The sequence below is a fragment of the Blastomonas sp. AAP53 genome (assembly GCF_000331245.1).
Lineage (GTDB): Bacteria > Pseudomonadota > Alphaproteobacteria > Sphingomonadales > Sphingomonadaceae > Blastomonas.
On record NZ_ANFZ01000009.1, the window covers coordinates 99,450 to 114,743 of the forward strand.

At 64.1% G+C, this 15,294-nt stretch carries 13 protein-coding genes and 1 tRNA gene; 3 read left to right on the forward strand and 11 right to left on the reverse strand.

Features of this window, described 5'->3' with window-relative positions; all coding sequences use genetic code 11:
- Positions 1-6 precede the first annotated feature (6 nt).
- Complete coding sequence (locus D618_RS0107360) at positions 7-756, forward strand: sulfite exporter TauE/SafE family protein (RefSeq protein WP_017670861.1); 750 nt, start codon at positions 7-9, stop codon at positions 754-756.
- A 78-nt stretch (positions 757-834) separates the two neighbouring features.
- Here D618_RS0107360 and D618_RS0107365 read toward each other — a convergent pair.
- Positions 835-909 (reverse strand) — tRNA-Asn (locus tag D618_RS0107365).
- 93 nt (positions 910-1,002) lie between these two features.
- Positions 1,003-1,791, reverse strand: a complete 789-nt coding sequence (locus D618_RS0107370; RefSeq protein ID WP_017670862.1) for an NAD kinase — start codon at positions 1,789-1,791, stop codon at positions 1,003-1,005.
- Between the two features lie 283 nt (positions 1,792-2,074).
- Here D618_RS0107370 and D618_RS17980 point away from each other — a divergent pair, with 283 nt between their 5' ends.
- A complete protein-coding gene (locus tag D618_RS17980) occupies positions 2,075-3,553 on the forward strand; it encodes a GGDEF domain-containing phosphodiesterase (RefSeq protein WP_238550615.1) in 1,479 nt (492 codons plus the stop codon).
- A gap of 23 nt (positions 3,554-3,576) precedes the next feature.
- Here D618_RS17980 and mfd read toward each other — a convergent pair whose 3' ends face one another.
- Together mfd and D618_RS0107390 are read right to left on the reverse strand one after the other, a co-directional pair.
- A complete protein-coding gene (gene mfd / locus D618_RS0107385; protein WP_017670864.1) occupies positions 3,577-7,074 on the reverse strand; it encodes a transcription-repair coupling factor in 3,498 nt (1,165 codons plus the stop codon).
- Between the two features lie 47 nt (positions 7,075-7,121).
- Positions 7,122-7,388, reverse strand: coding sequence for a succinate dehydrogenase assembly factor 2 (locus D618_RS0107390; RefSeq protein ID WP_017670865.1), 267 nt, complete (start codon positions 7,386-7,388; stop codon positions 7,122-7,124).
- 101 nt (positions 7,389-7,489) lie between these two features.
- Between D618_RS0107390 and recG the strand changes: the two genes are divergently transcribed.
- Positions 7,490-9,547 carry an ATP-dependent DNA helicase RecG gene (gene recG / locus D618_RS0107395; RefSeq protein ID WP_017670866.1) on the forward strand — a complete coding sequence of 686 codons (2,058 nt, stop codon included), beginning with the start codon at positions 7,490-7,492 and terminating at the stop codon, positions 9,545-9,547.
- A 6-nt stretch (positions 9,548-9,553) separates the two neighbouring features.
- Here recG and D618_RS0107400 read toward each other — a convergent pair whose 3' ends face one another.
- The 7 genes from D618_RS0107400 to D618_RS0107430 form a co-directional block, all read right to left on the reverse strand.
- Entirely contained in the window at positions 9,554-9,892 is a 339-nt protein-coding gene (locus tag D618_RS0107400; protein WP_026091410.1) for a PilZ domain-containing protein, read from the reverse strand.
- Between the two features lie 108 nt (positions 9,893-10,000).
- The gene (gene tyrS / locus D618_RS0107405) at positions 10,001-11,224 is read right to left on the reverse strand and encodes a tyrosine--tRNA ligase (RefSeq protein ID WP_017670868.1); all 1,224 of its coding nucleotides are present in this window, start codon (positions 11,222-11,224) and stop codon (positions 10,001-10,003) included.
- A 48-nt stretch (positions 11,225-11,272) separates the two neighbouring features.
- Positions 11,273-12,268, reverse strand: coding sequence for a CDF family Co(II)/Ni(II) efflux transporter DmeF (gene dmeF / locus D618_RS0107410; RefSeq protein WP_017670869.1), 996 nt, complete (start codon positions 12,266-12,268; stop codon positions 11,273-11,275).
- Positions 12,269-12,380: 112 nt separating this feature from the next.
- Complete coding sequence (locus tag D618_RS0107415) at positions 12,381-13,286, reverse strand: hypothetical protein (RefSeq protein WP_017670870.1); 906 nt, start codon at positions 13,284-13,286, stop codon at positions 12,381-12,383.
- A gap of 97 nt (positions 13,287-13,383) precedes the next feature.
- A complete protein-coding gene (locus D618_RS0107420; protein WP_238550616.1) occupies positions 13,384-14,193 on the reverse strand; it encodes a DUF1295 domain-containing protein in 810 nt (269 codons plus the stop codon).
- Positions 14,190-14,765 carry a lysophospholipid acyltransferase family protein gene (locus D618_RS0107425; protein WP_026091411.1) on the reverse strand — a complete coding sequence of 192 codons (576 nt, stop codon included), beginning with the start codon at positions 14,763-14,765 and terminating at the stop codon, positions 14,190-14,192. Before D618_RS0107425 ends, D618_RS0107420 begins: the two co-directional genes overlap by 4 nt.
- 181 nt (positions 14,766-14,946) lie before the next feature.
- Positions 14,947-15,273 (reverse strand): DUF167 domain-containing protein, encoded by a 327-nt coding sequence (locus tag D618_RS0107430; protein WP_026091412.1) that lies wholly within the window; start codon positions 15,271-15,273, stop codon positions 14,947-14,949.
- Positions 15,274-15,294 lie beyond the last annotated feature (21 nt).

Sequence of the window (15,294 nt, forward strand, 5' to 3'; positions counted from 1 at the left end):
TAGCCCATGTGGGGGCTGGCAGCGGGTTTTGCGCTGACCGCTTTGCTGTATGCTTCGGTCGGCTTTGGTGGCGGATCGACCTATAACGCGCTGCTGGTGCTGGCAGATACCGATTATCGGCTGCTGCCGGCCATCGCCTTGCTGTGCAACCTGATCGTGGTCACGGGCGGAACCATCCGCTTTGCAAGGGCAGGGCAGGTGCCATGGCGACCGCTCTGGCCGATCCTTCTGCTGTCTGCGCCATGTGCCTGGGCGGGCGGGCAGCTGCCCGTCGACAAACCCCTGTTCGTTGCGCTGCTGGGCTGTGCGCTATTGCTGGCGGGGCTGCTGATGCTGGTGCAGCAGGAACCAAAGGCCGAAGGTACGCCCAACCCGCTGGCGTGGATCGGCATTCCCATCGGCATGGGTGTGGGCTTTTTCAGCGGGATTGTCGGCATCGGCGGCGGTATTTTCCTCGCCCCCGTGCTGCATCTGCTGCGGTGGGCGAGCGCCCGCCAGATCGCCGCGAGCGCCAGCGTGTTCATCTTGGTCAACTCGCTGGCCGGGCTTGCCGGGCAACTGATGAAGCAGAACGCTGCAGCCACGCCCGCTGCCATCGCAGCCTATTGGCCATTGTTCGTGGCAGTTCTGATCGGGGGGCAGATCGGCAGCCACGCTGGCGTGCGCGTGCTTCCGCAGCAGATCATACGCACCGGAACAGCCGCATTGATCCTGTATGTCGCCGCGCAGCTGTTGTGGCAGCGGTTTGGCGGATGATGGTGAAGTCTGATGGGCCGCACTGGGCGGGCACGGGCTAAGCGAGACGTTAAGACCGTCGCTGCCGATGAAAGAAGCTGGCTCCCCGAGTAGGATTCGAACCTACGGCCAAGTGATTAACAGTCACCTACTCTACCGCTGAGCTATCGGGGAACGCGCTCTGCCCGGTGGAACACAGGGTGTTCGTCTCGGGAAGCGCGCCTATAGCACCGGGTTTTTTGGTTTGGCAAGCGTCTGGTTGCAGGTTCAGACGATAAATTGTTCGGCAGAAATCCGGTCGTCGAGGCTGTGGCCCGGATCGAACATCAAGGACAGGCGACGGTTGGGATCGATGGCGATCTGGATATCCCGGATATCGCGGACTTCACGCTGGTCGGCGACCGCGCTGACCGGGCGCTTGCCCGGTTCCAGCACCCGAAATGTGATCTGCGACGAATCGGGCAGCAGCGCGCCCTTCCACCGGCGGGGGCGAAACGGGCTGATCGGGGTCAGCGCCAGCATGCCGCAGCCCAGCGGCAGGATCGGCCCGTTGGCAGACAGGTTGTATGCGGTCGATCCGGCGGGTGTCGCAACCAGCACGCCATCGCACACGAGCTCGCTGATTCGCACCGCGTTGTTGACGCTCACCTCCAGCTTGGCGGTCTGGCGCGTTTCGCGCAGCAGCGACACCTCGTTGATCGCCGGATAGGTGATGCGCTCGCCCGACATCGTCGTCGCGGTCATCGACAGCGGCAACACTTCGAACGACTGCGCGCGGTCCAGCCGGTGCTGGATGCTGTCGCCGCTGCGCCACAGGTTCATCAGAAATCCGACCGTTCCCAGGTTCAGTCCGTACACGGGCACGATCCGCCCGCGTTCGAGCATCTGGTGCAGCGTCTGCAGCATGAAGCCGTCACCGCCCATCACCACGACGATGTCGGCGTCTGCCATGTCAGCCCATTCATAGGCCGCGAGCATTTCGCGCGCTGCCTTGCGTGCCCGCTCGGTCGGCGACACAGCCAGCGCGATTTTGCGATCGATAACCGAATTGGTCATGTAAAAATGCGCCTCACAGGATATTGCACTGGGTCTTAACGGATGGATGCTATCGCGCCAATCATTCTTGAAGATAGCGACGACGTGGCAGTGCAGGGCAGCGGCCATGCGATGAACGGCCGCAGATGATGGGAATTGGGGGCAGTCTCTGACCAGCGACGGATATCAACGGCTGCCGACCTGGTGCAGCATGACGACGGGTGTCGTTGCCCCCGCCTTGGCCGCCGCCCTGAAAGATGCGGGCTTTGCGGAAGGTGCAGGCGGGCAGGCCGATTTGCGCATCTTGGATTTGCGGGGTGACGGCGCACAGGCCGTGCCGCCTCGGCCCGCTGCGTCGGGCGAAATGGGCCTGTTGCTGTGTGACCCGGATAGTCTGCAACATCTGCCGGCGGTTCTGCCGGGTATCACCCATGTGCTTGTCTCTCCCGTTGGCGACCGCGTGCTGCGGTTGCAACTGGACTTGATCCATCATCAGATCCAGCAAGGCGCGGTGCCGTCGCCGGATCTGCACCAGCGCATTGCGGCATTTGCTGCGGCGGGCGAGGGCAGGCTGCACGCGATGCTCATCGGATTGCGGCGGATGTCTGCGATCAACGCGACCTATGGTGCTCCGGTGGGGGATGCCGCGCTGGAAGCCGTCGAACAACGGCTCACGCGGCAGGCGGCGCGGCTTTCCGGCGGCGCCTCGCTCACGCTTCGCCTGTCAGGCGGAGATTTCCTGGTCGCGCATATCATGCCCGAGGAGCGGGTGGGCTGGCAGGTGATGGCCGAGCGGATGCTGCGCCTTGTGTCAGATCCGCTCGATGCTGCCGGGCACCGGTTGAGGCTGACGGCACGTGCTGCACTGGCGGTCGCGCGCGCCGATGAAGACCCGGTATCGCTGCTCGACCGGCTTTCGACAGGCCTTGCGGTTGCGCGTGAAAGCCCGGCGGACCCGGTGCGCTGGGCCGACCGGCAATCGGACCATGCGCCGCAAAGCGGCTATCGGCTGGAACAGGAAATTGTTCAGGCGATCGAACGCAACGAGATCACGGTGCTGTTCCAACCCCAGTTCTCGGTGGTGTCAGGGCGGATTACCGGGGCCGAGGCATTGGCGCGCTGGCAGCATCCGCAGCATGGCGAGATCGGGGCAGGGACTCTGTTTGCCATCGCTGACAAGGCGGACTTTACCCGCGCGCTGTCGCGTCACATCCGTTTGCGGGCGATGGAACATGCGTCGTTTTGGACTGGTCCGCTGGCTGGCCTCAGGCTGTCGCTCAACGTCACCGCCGAGGACCTTGGCGAGAGGGGCTTTGCCCGGCGCGAGCTGGCGATGATTGCTGCATCGGGCTTCCAGGCCCGGCGCCTGACGCTGGAGATGACCGAACAGGCCTTGGTTGCCGACCTGAAGCGCGCTTCCGCCCGATTTTCCGCACTCCGCGAGGCGGGCGTCCGGATCGCGGTGGACGATTTCGGCACCGGCTATTCCAGCCTGCTCTATCTCAAGCGGCTTCCGCTCGATTATCTCAAGCTCGACCACGCGATGACGCGCGACATCGGCGGCGCGGAGGCTGACCGCATCATTGTGCGGTCCATCGTTGCGATGGCCAAGGCGCTGAACCTCAAGGTGATCGCAGAGGGCGTCGAGAGCGAGCAACAGCTGGAGGCGCTGCGCGAAGAGGGTTGCGACTATTTCCAGGGATTCCTGCGTGGCAAGGCCATGGAGGCCGATGTGTTCGCGCAGTTTGCAAAGGATGCTCTCTCCCCGTCAGGAGAGAGATAGCAGACACGGGCATGGGCCGTGGGCTAGCCCGCCTTCGCCTTCTTCTTCACGATCCCCGCCAGCCCCTTGGAGAGCTGGATCAATCCGTTGATCCGCGATGCCGGATCTCCCCATACGCGCTGGATCATCAGCTTCTGATCAGGACGCAGCTTGGCGACGCCATTGAGCCGATCCACATAAGCGAGCAGCCCCGACACGTCGGGGAAGCTGTCGTTGTGGAAGCTGACCAGCGCGCCACGCGCGCCGACATCGATCTTCGAAACACAGGCGGTGATGCAGTTGAGCTTGATCTCGATCAGCTTGATCAGATTGGTCGTCGCATCGGGCAGCGCGCCGAACCGGTCGATCATCTCTGCGGCAAACGATTCGATCTCGGCGCTGTTTGCCAGATCGTTCATGCGGCGATACAGCGCCATGCGCACCGCGAGGTCGGGGACGTAATCTTCCGGTATGAGGATCGGCGCGTCGACCGTGATCTGCGGCGAGAACTTCTGGCGCGGCAGGTCGAGCGACAGGCCGCCGGCCTTTGCCTCCAGGATCGCCTCTTCGAGCATCGACTGGTAGAGTTCGAACCCGACCTCGCGGATATGGCCCGACTGTTCGTCGCCAACCAGATTGCCCGCGCCGCGAATGTCGAGATCGTGGCTGGCGAGCTGGAAGCCCGCACCCAGGGTATCAAGGTCGCCGAGCACCTTGAGGCGCTTTTCCGCCGTCTCGGTCAGCACCCGGTTCTCGGGCGTGGTCATATAGGCATAGGCGCGCGTCTTCGACCGGCCCACGCGCCCGCGCAGCTGGTAGAGCTGCGCGAGGCCGAAGGTGTCGGCGCGGTGGATGATCAACGTGTTGGCGCTGGGAATGTCGAGTCCGGATTCGACGATCGTGGTCGACAGCAACACGTCGTATTTGCGGTCGTAGAACGCGCTCATGCGCTCCTCGACCTCGGACGGGGCCATCTGGCCATGCGCCATGATATGCCGAATTTCGGGGACCTCGTCGCGGATGAACTCGCCCAGCTTGTCGAGATCGCTGATACGCGGCGCGACGAAATACGACTGGCCGCCGCGATAATGCTCGCGCAGCAACGCTTCGCGCACCACTACCGGGTCCCAGGGCATCACGTAGGTCCGCACCGCGAGCCGGTCGACCGGCGGGGTCTGGATGACCGAAAGCTCGCGCAGGCCGCTCATCGCCATCTGCAGCGTGCGCGGGATGGGGGTTGCCGTCAGTGTCAGCACATGGACATTGGCCTTTAGCGACTTCAGCCGCTCCTTGTGGACCACGCCGAACCTTTGTTCCTCGTCGATGATCACCAGCCCCAGCCGCTTGAACTCGACCGATTTGGCGAGCAGCGCGTGCGTGCCGATGACAATGTCGGTGGTGCCGTTGGTCAGGCCTTCGCGGGTCGCCTTGGCTTCGCCAGCGGTGACCAGCCGCGACAGGCGGCCGATGATCAGCGGGAAGCCCTGAAACCGCTCGACGAAATTGGTGTAGTGCTGGCGCGCGAGCAGCGTCGTCGGCGCGACGATCGCGACCTGCATTCCGGCCATCGCGGCGACGAACGCCGCGCGCATCGCGACCTCGGTCTTGCCGAAGCCGACATCGCCGCACACCAGACGGTCCATCGGCTTGCCCGAGGCCAAGTCGTCCAGCACCTCGGCGATGACGCGCTCCTGGTCCTCGGTTTCCTCGTACGGAAAGCGGTCGGCGAAGCTGGCGTAGCTGCTGGTGTCGAGTTCGGCGACATCGGCCACGCGCAAGGCGCGCTCTGCCGCCGTCTTCATCAGCTCGCCGGCAATCGCCTGGATGCGTTCCTTGAGCTTCGCGCGCCGCCGCTGCCATGCCTCGCCGCCCAGCTTGTCGAGCGCAACGCCATCGCTTTCGGAGCCATAGCGGGTGAGAACGTCGATATTCTCGACCGGCACGTACAGCTTGTCGCCGCCGGCATAGGTCAGCCATACGCAGTCATGCGGACTTTTGCCGACGGGGATCGAGACCAGCCCCTCATAGCGGCCGATGCCATGGTCGATATGCACCACCAGATCGCCCGCCGAGAGCGACTGCAACTCGGCAAGGAAGGCATCGGCGGACTTGCGCTTCTTGCGCCGCCGCACCAGCCGGTCGCCCAGCAGATCCTGTTCGGAGAGCAATTCATAGCGGTCGGTGGCAAAGCCGTGGTCCTGCGGCAGCACGACCATCGATGCCATGCCGGTGGCTGCCTGGCCCAGCGCCTCCTGCCAGCTGTCGGCCAATGCCATGCGCGCGAGGCCATGGTCCTTGAGAAGGCCGAGCAGACGGCTGCGCGAGCCTTCCGAATAGCTGGCAATGATCGCGCCCTTGCTGGCGGCGCGCAAGGAATCGATATGCGCGGCGGCGGCGGCGTAGACATTGTCGCCGCGCGCACGTTCGGCCCCGAAATCACGCGCGGAGCGATAGGCGAGGCCAAGTACCGTCGCCGACTCCGGCTCGTCCTGACCGCTGACGAGGTGGATCGGCGCTTCGGCCGCCTGCGCGCGCCATTCCTTGGGCACCAGATACAGCGCGGAAGGCTTGAGCGGGCGATAGCTGCCGGTCTTGTCCTCGTTCCCGCGCGTCCGGTTGGCGTGATAATCGGTAATGCTCTCGAACCGCTGATCGGCGGCGGCATCCGCGCCTGCATCACGCAGCACGATGTCGCCATCGTCGAGATGCTCGAACAGCGGCACCAGCCGGTCCTCGATCATCGGCAGCCAGTGTTCCATCCCCGCCAGTCGACGCCCGTCGCTGATCGCCTGGTACAGCGGATCCGATGTAGCGTTGGCGCCGAAGGCCTCGCGATAGGCACTGCGGAACCGCTTGATGCTGTCGGCATCGAGCAGCACTTCGGAGGCGGGCAGCAGGATGTGCCGCTCTACCCGCTCGGTCGAGCGCTGCGTGCCGGGATCGAAGGCGCGCATCGAGTCGAGCTCGTCGCCGAAGAAATCGAGCCTCAGCCCGCTGTCCATTCCGGCGGGGAAGATATCGATGAGGTTGCCGCGGACTGCAAACTCGCCTGAATCGGCGACGGTATCGGTGCGGGCATAGCCCTGCCGCACCAGCTTCTCGATCAGCGATTCGCGCGCGATCGTCATGCCGGGCTTGAGCTCGGCCCCAACCTGCCGCACGCGGAACGGGGTCAGCGTGCGCTGGGTGACCGCATTGGCGGTGGTGACGAGAAGCTGCGGGCCACCGGCGGGCTGTTGCAGCGTCCACAGCGCCTTCAGCCGCCGTGCGGTGATCCCCAGCGAGGGCGAGGCACGGTCATAGGGCAGGCAATCCCATGCCGGAAACTCGATCGCCTCGATGTCCGGTGCATAAAAGGGCGCGGTTTCCGCCACCGCATGCATCAGCGCATCGTCGGGAGCGATGAACACCACGCGCCCGGCCTGCTTGCGCGCTGCAGCAGCCCGCGCCAGATCGGCCAGCAGCAGCGGCAGCGCGCCAGGCGCCACGCCAGCCAGCGTCAGCGGGCCTTTCGCCTGCAATATCCTGCTGATGGTATCCACGCGCGTGCCGCCTTGCAAATTAGTGAAGTGGTTGTTTATTCAGGGTTTCAGCGCGGGATATCGATGAAGTCGAGCTTGCGCATCAGGTCCATCTGCACCCCGGCAAATTGTGCAGGAACTTCCTGCGTGCCGATCGCCCAGGCCATGATGTCCACGTCCTGCTCCTCGATCAGCGTTTCGAACCAGGTCAGCTCTTCGTCCGACCAGTCGTTGCCGTAGCGATCGAAGAAACCACCGATCATGAAGTCGGCCTCGCGGGTGCCCCTGTGCCAGGCGCGGAAGCCAAGGCGGCGCAATCGGGTTTCGCGGTCCATGCCAGATGTTCCTTTGCTTGCGGGGTAGGCCGTGCCTGCCTAAGACGAGGACAGGAATTCAGCCAGCGGACCGATTTGCGGCCGCATTTTTTGCGATAGCCATGCGCCCCCAGATACTCAACCCCGCATTCGCCGAGATCGAGAGCCTGAAAGGCGTCGGTGCAAGCCTGCAAAAGCCGTTTGCTCGGCTGGGAATCGCGCGGGTCAAGGACATGGCCTATCATCTGCCGACCGGCTTCATCCGCAGGCGTGCGGTGGCAACCGCAGACGAGGCCGGGACCGGCGAGCAGATCATCATCGCGCTCACCGCCACCGGCTATCGCAGCAGCCCGGGACGCGGGCCGACGCGGGTGATTGCCGAGGACAGCATCGGCAACCACATCGCGCTGGTCTATTTTGGCGGCAATCCGGGCTGGGCCCGCAAATTGTGGCCGCTGGGTGAGACCCGGCTGGCGGCGGGCAAGCTCGAGATCTGGGGCGAGGCGTGGCAGATCGTCCACCCCGATCATGTCGTGGCACCGGAGGATGCCGACCAGATCGGCGAGGCGGAGCCGGTCTATCCGCTCGCTGAAGGTCTGGGGCAGAAGCGCGTCGCGTCGCTCGCGGCGCAGGCGTTGTCGCTGATGCCGCCGCTGCCCGAATGGATCGAGCCGACGCTGAAGGCCAAGCAGGACTGGCCCGACTGGCACACCGCGCTCGCATCGGCGCATCAGGGCATGGACGAATTGCCCCGCGAACGGCTGGCCTATGACGAGATTTTCGCCAACCAGCTCGCGTTCGCACTGATCCGGCAGAGCAACCGCAAGCGCAAGGGGCTGGCGCTGCAGGGCGATGGCCATCTGCGCGATGCGCTTCGGCTGCCCTTTGCGCTGACGGGGGCGCAGCAGCGCACGATCGGCGAGATTACCGGCGACATGGCGCAGGACGTGCCGATGCTGCGGCTGCTGCAGGGTGACGTTGGCGCGGGCAAGACCTTGGTTGCGGTGATGGCGATGCTCAACGCGGTCGAATGCGGCGGCCAGGCGGCGTTGCTGGCCCCCACAGAGATACTCGCGCGGCAGCATTTCGACACCATCTCGCGGATGCTGTCGGGTCTGCCGGTCAGCATCGCAGTGCTCACCGGGCGCGACAAGGGCCGCGCGCGCGAGGCGACGATGATGGGGCTGGCCGATGGATCGATCCAGATCATCATCGGCACGCACGCGCTGTTTCAGGACGCGGTGAAGTATCGCAATCTGGCGCTGGCGGTGATCGACGAGCAGCACAAGTTCGGCGTGTCGCAGCGGCTGATGCTGCAGGAAAAGGGCAGGGCGACCCCGCATCTGCTGGCGATGACGGCAACGCCGATCCCGCGCACGCTGACATTGAGCCATTATGGCGAGATGGATGTCTCGCGGCTCGACGAATTGCCGCCGGGCCGCCAGCCGATCGAGACGCGTGTCATCGCCGACGAGCGCTTGTCCGAGATCGTCGATGGGCTTGCGCGGCATATCGAACGTGGTGGGCAGGCCTATTGGGTGTGTCCTTTGGTGATGGACAGCGAGACCAGCGATCTGGCCGCCGCCGAAACGCGCGCGGCGCAATTGGGCGAGCGCTTTCCCGGCAAGGTCTCGCTGGTCCATGGCCAGATGCCATCAGAGCGCAAGGATGCGATGATGGCGGATTTTGCCAGCGGCAAAACCGCTCTGCTGGTTGCAACGACCGTGATCGAAGTCGGCGTCGATGTACCCAATGCCACGTTGATGATCATCGAGGCGGCGGAACGCTTTGGTCTCGCCCAGCTGCACCAGCTGCGCGGCCGCGTGGGGCGGGGCGACCAGAAGTCAGTGTGCGTGCTGTTGCGGGGCAATGCATTGAGCGAGACGGCACGCGCGCGGTTGGCGCTGATGCGGTCGAGCCAGGATGGCTTTCACATCGCCGAAGAGGATCTGCGGCTGCGCGGAGGCGGTGAACTGCTGGGTACGCGCCAATCGGGCGATGGTGCATTCCGCATTGCGACGCCTGAACAGGTGCAACGCCTGATCCCTACGGCATCCGATGATGCCCGGCTGCTGATGGACCGTGACGGCGGGTTGGATAGCGAACGCGGCGAAGCTGCGCGGGTGGCGCTCTATCTGTTCGAACGCGATTACGGGGCGAAATTGCTGAGGGGCGGCTAGCCGACGTCAGCGCCGCGTAAACGGCGGTGCCGTCGCGCCCAGCTGTTCGACCATCTGGTTGAATTCGTTCAGGCGGATAACCCGTTCCAGCTGGAACCCGCTGCGTCCGCCCAGCGACCAGATCAGGTGCGCTTCGATCCTGCCGATGACCGGCAGCCGCACCGTGATGCGCTCGCCCTTGGCCAGCGGCATCTCGCCTTCGGTCATGAAGCCGTTGGCAGAGATATTGACGATATGCGTCTTGATGTCGCCCACATGGCGATGTTCGGCGATGGTTGCGTGACTGACCACATGGCGCGCCGCATGGCGCTTTTCCACGACGGCAAGTTTGGCTCCTCTGGACATTTTGACCACCCGTTTGTGCATGATTGCGAAGGCTACAATCGGTCAAAAGTACGAACAAAGTGTAAATCCCAAGGAGACCTCACGCTTTGTCCTAGACAATGGTTCAAGCTAGTCTTGCGCCAGCACCAATCCATGCTTCTTCTGTCCAAGGCTCAGTTTGTCACCCGGTCTGACAATATGATCGAAGGCCAGAATTTTCTCGCCGTTAACCCTGACGGCACCCTCTTCGATCTTGCGCTTGGCCTCCTTGTTCGATGCCGTGAAGCCCAATGCGCTGGTGGCCTGAACAATGGACATGCCATCGGCAGACACGTGGATCGAAGGCAAATCGCCGCCGGCCTGGCCCTGCTCGAAGGTTGCGCGGGCAGTTTCCGCCGCAGACTGCGCGGCTTCGGCGCCGCGGCACAGCGTCGTGGCGGCGTCGGCCAGTATCTTCTTGGCCTCGTTGATTTCCGAGCCCTCAAGCGCTTCCAGCCGGGCGATTTCGTCGAGCGGAAGATCGGTGAACAGGCGCAGTCGCACGCCGACGTCCTTGTCTGCCGTATTGCGCCAGAACTGCCAGTAATCATGATGGGTAAGCTGGTCTTCATTCAGCCAGACCGCACCACCCACCGTCTTGCCCATCTTGCTGCCGTCAGCGTTGGTGAGAAGCGGCGTTGTCAGCCCGAAGACCTGCGTGCCATCGACGCGCCTGGCGAGATCGACGCCGTTGACGATATTGCCCCATTGGTCCGATCCGCCCATCTGCAGACGACAGCCAGCCCGACGTGACAGCTCAAGGAAGTCATAGGCTTGCAGGATCATGTAGTTGAATTCGAGGAACGACAGCGACTGCTCGCGATCCAGGCGCAGCTTGACCGAATCGAAGCTCAGCATGCGGTTCACCGAGAAGTGCTGACCGATGTCGCGCAGGAAGGGGATGTATTCCAGCCTGTCGAGCCATTCGGCATTGTCGAGCATGATCGCATCGGTCGGACCATCGCCAAACGTCAGGAACCGTTCGAACACGCGCTTGATCGACGCGACGTTCGACGCGATCAGATCGGTGGTCAAGAGCTTGCGGGCTTCGTCCTTGAAGCTGGGGTCGCCGATCTTGCCGGTACCGCCGCCCATCAGCACGATCGGCTTGTGGCCGGCCTTCTGCAGCTGGCGCAGCATCATGATCGACACAAGATGACCGACATGCAGCGACGGCGCGGTGGGATCAAAGCCGATATAGCCCGGCACGATCTGCTTGGCCGCCAGCGCATCGAGCGCGGCTGCATCGGTCAGCTGGTGAATATAACCGCGCGCGTCAAGCAGCGCCAAAAGATCGGATGTGTACTGGCTCATGATGGCCGCGCGCTTAGCATCGTTGGGCGCGTGCGAAAAGGTCGCTTGTCACGCGTGCGCAGGAGTTTCGGCCGCGCAGCGCCGGTCGTCGCACGGAATGATCTCGAAGGTGCAGTGCGACAGGTTGGCGATATCGCCGAGCAGCGCGCGGTAATGGCCCGGCGGGCGCGGATTGTGGGTGGCGAGCGACACGATCAGCGCCAGATGCCCGGTGCCGACCTGCCACAGGTGCAGATCGACCACGCGATTGTCGGCATCGGCCTCGATCCGCTGGCGGATGGCACTGGCAGTGGCAGGGTTGGCCTCCATGTCGAGCAGGACGCGCGCCGATTGCCGCATCAGCCCTGCCGCCCACCACAGGATGACCACCGCGCCGATAATGCCCATCACCGGGTCGAGCCATGCGAGGCCGAGCCACAGCCCGCCCAGCAATGCGGCCAGCGCCAGCACCGATGTCAGTGCGTCGGTCAGCACATGCACATAGGCTGCGCGCAGATTGTGATCGTGATGATGGTCGCCATGATCGTGATGGTCATGATCGCCATGATGGTCATGAGCGGCATCGTGATCGTGGTGATGATGGTCGTGCCCGCCCAGCATGAACGCGCTGGCGATGTTGACGGCCAGCCCGATGACCGTGACGATGATCGCGGCGGAATAGTCGATGGTCACAGGCGATGCGAGGCGGACAGCCGATTCCCATGCCATCAGCAGCGCGATGACTCCCAGCAGCAGCGCGCTGCCGAAGGCCGTGAGCGATCCGACCTTGCCGGTGCCCATCGAAAAGCGGCGATCATCGGCATGGGTGCGAGCGAAATGATAGGCGAAGCCGGCCAGGCCCAATGCGGCGACATGGCTGCCCATGTGCCAGCCATCGGCAAGCAGCGCCATCGATCCGGTCCACCAGCCGCCTGCGATTTCCGCGACCATGGTGACGGCCGTGAGTGCGACGACATACCAGGTGCGTCGTTCGCTTTCCGCCTCGCGCTGTCCGGCGAAGACGTGGTCATGGGTCAGTTTTTCGAGCGCGGCATCATGATGCATGGCGTTTCCAGATGACAGGGGAGGCATCCAGGCTGCTTCGTCCCGGTTAGCCGCCTATTTCTGTCAGTCCAGCAGCGTCAGCGCAATCCCCTGCTGCGGATGGTTGCCGCGCTCAGCCTTCGGCCAGGGCCTTGAGCAGGGCGCGCTCCAAAGGATCCAGCGCGCCATCGGCATCGACCATGGCCTGCAACCAGTCCTGTTCGCGCTCCGAAAGGTCAGGCTCCGACGCTGCTTCGGGCTCGGGCGTGCGCGCTGCCGGAGCCGAATCGACGAGAGAGCTGGCCATCCGCCCGAAAAAGCGGCCGACGCTGGAAGAGGTGTCCGCCATGAAGGCATGCAGTCGCGCGGCGTCCCGATGGCTCAGCGCCTCGAAACGCTGGTCGGTGAGCAGATGCAGGCTCAAGGCCTGGACGAACAACGTCTGCCATTCAGGCGCATTCTGGCCGTGTAATGTCGCGTTCTTGATGTCGAACAAGAGTTCGGCCTCGGCCCGGTTAATGTGCGCAGGCGCTGCGCCGCCCGCGGCATAGAGCACCCGCCGCAGCAGGCGCACTTCGGCTGTACCGATGGTGCCCGGCGCCAGGCCGTTACCGCAGCGGGTGGGGCCTTCGCCGTGAAGGACTGCGTGGCGGATCTGCTCGAGGGCATAGAATTTGAGACTGTCGGGTACATTTTCGGCGCGCTCGATCACTTTCACCAGCAGCTCGAGTTCGGCCAGTGTATCGACCCTGCCGTCATGGTCGATCGCCTGCATCAGCCAGGCGGCGTTGCCTTCGCTGACATAGCCGCGGGGCTCGGCCTGTTCGACGAGATAGGCGGTGATGGCCTCGACGAAAAAGTCGACCCATTCGGCGCTGGGGGCGGTGCTGGTGCGGTTGAGTTCGAACAGGATGCCCGCTTCCTGCGGCGTGATCTGGCCATCGGGCCAGACCACCCGGCGCAAGGCCAGCGTTTCATCCGGGCCAAGGCTGCGCGCCTGCGCGATCATCGCGGTCACATCATCAAGGGGCTTGGTCATGGTTTCGCATCGCCTGCAGCTGTCGAAGGCTGTCAGCGTTAACCCCAAGGCCTTAAGATGCGGTAATCAACCCACAGCCAAGCATCCTTGCGTGGCTTCAACCGCGTTTGGGCGGCATGGGAAAAAAGGGCGATGTGCGTGCGATATAGTCCGCATATTCCGGGCGGGTCTTCTTGAGCCCGCGCTCCAGCATCGCTGCACCGCTCCACTTGATCAGCGTGAAGTTGAGGAACACCGGCCCGATCAGGCTGGCAAAGCCGATATCCCATCCGGTGGAGAACGCCACTAGCCAGATGCCCCACCAGGTGCAGGCATCGCCAAAATAATTGGGGTGGCGGGTGTAGCGCCAAAGGCCGGTGTTCAGCACCTTGCCCTTGTTGGCGGGGTTGCCACGGAACTGTTCCAGCTGCCAGTCGCCGATGGTTTCGAACGCGATGCCGATCAGCGCGATGATACCGCCCAGATAGGCAAGAGCCCCCAGCTCGCCGCCCCGCCAGATCCCCAGCTGCGCAGGCAGGCAGACCATGAACAGCAAGGGGCCTTGCAACAGAAACACCTGCAGCAGCGACGTCTTGGCAAAGCTCCAGCCCTTCTTGTCCCTGGCCGAGGCAATGATCTTGGCATAGCGTGGATCTTCGCCATTGCGGCGCCAGCGGATGAACAGGTGCAGCCCCAGCCGCAGGCCCCAGATCGCGGTCAGTGCCAGCAGCACTACCGCTGCGGGTGAGGCAGCGCCGCTGAGCCAGAACGTCGCTGCGGCCAGCAGCACCATGCCCATCGGCCAGACCGCATCAATGAACGAGACATCCTTGATCGCCACGGAGACGCCCCACAGCACGATCATGACGCCAAAGATCAGCGCCAGGTTGTGCAACAGCAGGGGGATGGCGTCGGTCACAGGGGTCACAGGCGGCTGTCCTTGATGATGTCGATACCCGCGCGGTCGGGGTGGCGCGGGGTCACGCTCTTGTAAAATTCCATGATGGCCTTCATGTCCTCGGCATAATCGCCGGTCGGCATGATGGCAGGGCCCAGACCACCGACCTTGCGTCCATAGTCCATCAGCCCGCACACCAGCGGCACGCGCGCGGCCAGCGCGATCTGGTAAAAGCCGGTGCGCCACTGGCGGACATTGCCGCGCGTGCCTTCGGGTGCGATCGTCAGCATGAACTCGTCGCGGCGGGCGAATTCCTCGACCATCTGCTGCACCTGACCGCGGTTGTAGCTGCGCTCGACGGGAACGCCGCCCATGTCGCGCATGAACCGCCCCAGCGGCCAGCGGAACAGCGACGTCTTGGCCATGAAATGCGCCTTGATGCCAAGATCGCCGGTCAGCCCCAGGAAATACAGAAAGTCCCAGTTGCTGGTGTGCGGCGCGGCGATGATGACGAAACGGCGCGGCTCTGGAACAGTGCCCTCGGCCCTCCAGCCTCGGCTGCGATACAGCATCAAGAGCAGGCGCCGGACTACGCGCGACAATAATGTGGGCGGACGGTCGTCCGTGCGCGGCGGCCAGCCTTCGTGCTCAACATCCATGATCTGAAAAACCCGCCCCCGTCTGATCGCTCGCGTCAGCTACGGCGCGAAGAGTGCAGAAGATGCGGCAAACAGGCAAATGTTATTGATGCAGGTTAGGGCGTGATCGGGAATTGGCTGATTGTCAGTGTCCGCACACGGCGGACAGGCGGGCCATCAGGGCAGGGGCTTCGCCTGCAATGTGCACTTGTTTGTTGCGCCCGGTTTCGCCAGAGTGGATCGTGACCTCGCGCTTGCGCAGCGACAGTTCAGCCGCGAGCAGATCGACCAGAGCAGCATTGGCTGCTCCATCCGATGGAGGGGCTGCGATGCGGACCAGCAACACCGCCCGTCCCTCTGCATCGACGCCCATGCCCGCAATCTGGCTGCGTGTGGCGCGAGGGGTGGCGCGCACACAAACCAGAACCCCGCCCGGCGCGGCACGCCAGGGCGGGGTTTCTTGATCGGACAAGGCGGATGGCCCCGTCAGCCG

Coding starts and splice junctions, on each gene's coding strand:
- D618_RS0107360 (WP_017670861.1), top strand. CDS start 7: ATGTGGGGGCTGGCAGCGGGTTTTGCGCTGACCGCTTTGCTGTATGCT.
- D618_RS0107370 (WP_017670862.1), bottom strand. CDS start 1,791: ATGACCAATTCGGTTATCGATCGCAAAATCGCGCTGGCTGTGTCGCCG.
- D618_RS0107390 (WP_017670865.1), bottom strand. CDS start 7,388: ATGGACCGCGAAACCCGATTGCGCCGCCTTGGCTTCCGCGCCTGGCAC.
- recG (WP_017670866.1), top strand. CDS start 7,490: ATGCGCCCCCAGATACTCAACCCCGCATTCGCCGAGATCGAGAGCCTG.
- D618_RS0107400 (WP_026091410.1), bottom strand. CDS start 9,892: ATGTCCAGAGGAGCCAAACTTGCCGTCGTGGAAAAGCGCCATGCGGCG.
- tyrS (WP_017670868.1), bottom strand. CDS start 11,224: ATGAGCCAGTACACATCCGATCTTTTGGCGCTGCTTGACGCGCGCGGT.
- dmeF (WP_017670869.1), bottom strand. CDS start 12,268: ATGCATCATGATGCCGCGCTCGAAAAACTGACCCATGACCACGTCTTC.
- D618_RS0107415 (WP_017670870.1), bottom strand. CDS start 13,286: ATGACCAAGCCCCTTGATGATGTGACCGCGATGATCGCGCAGGCGCGC.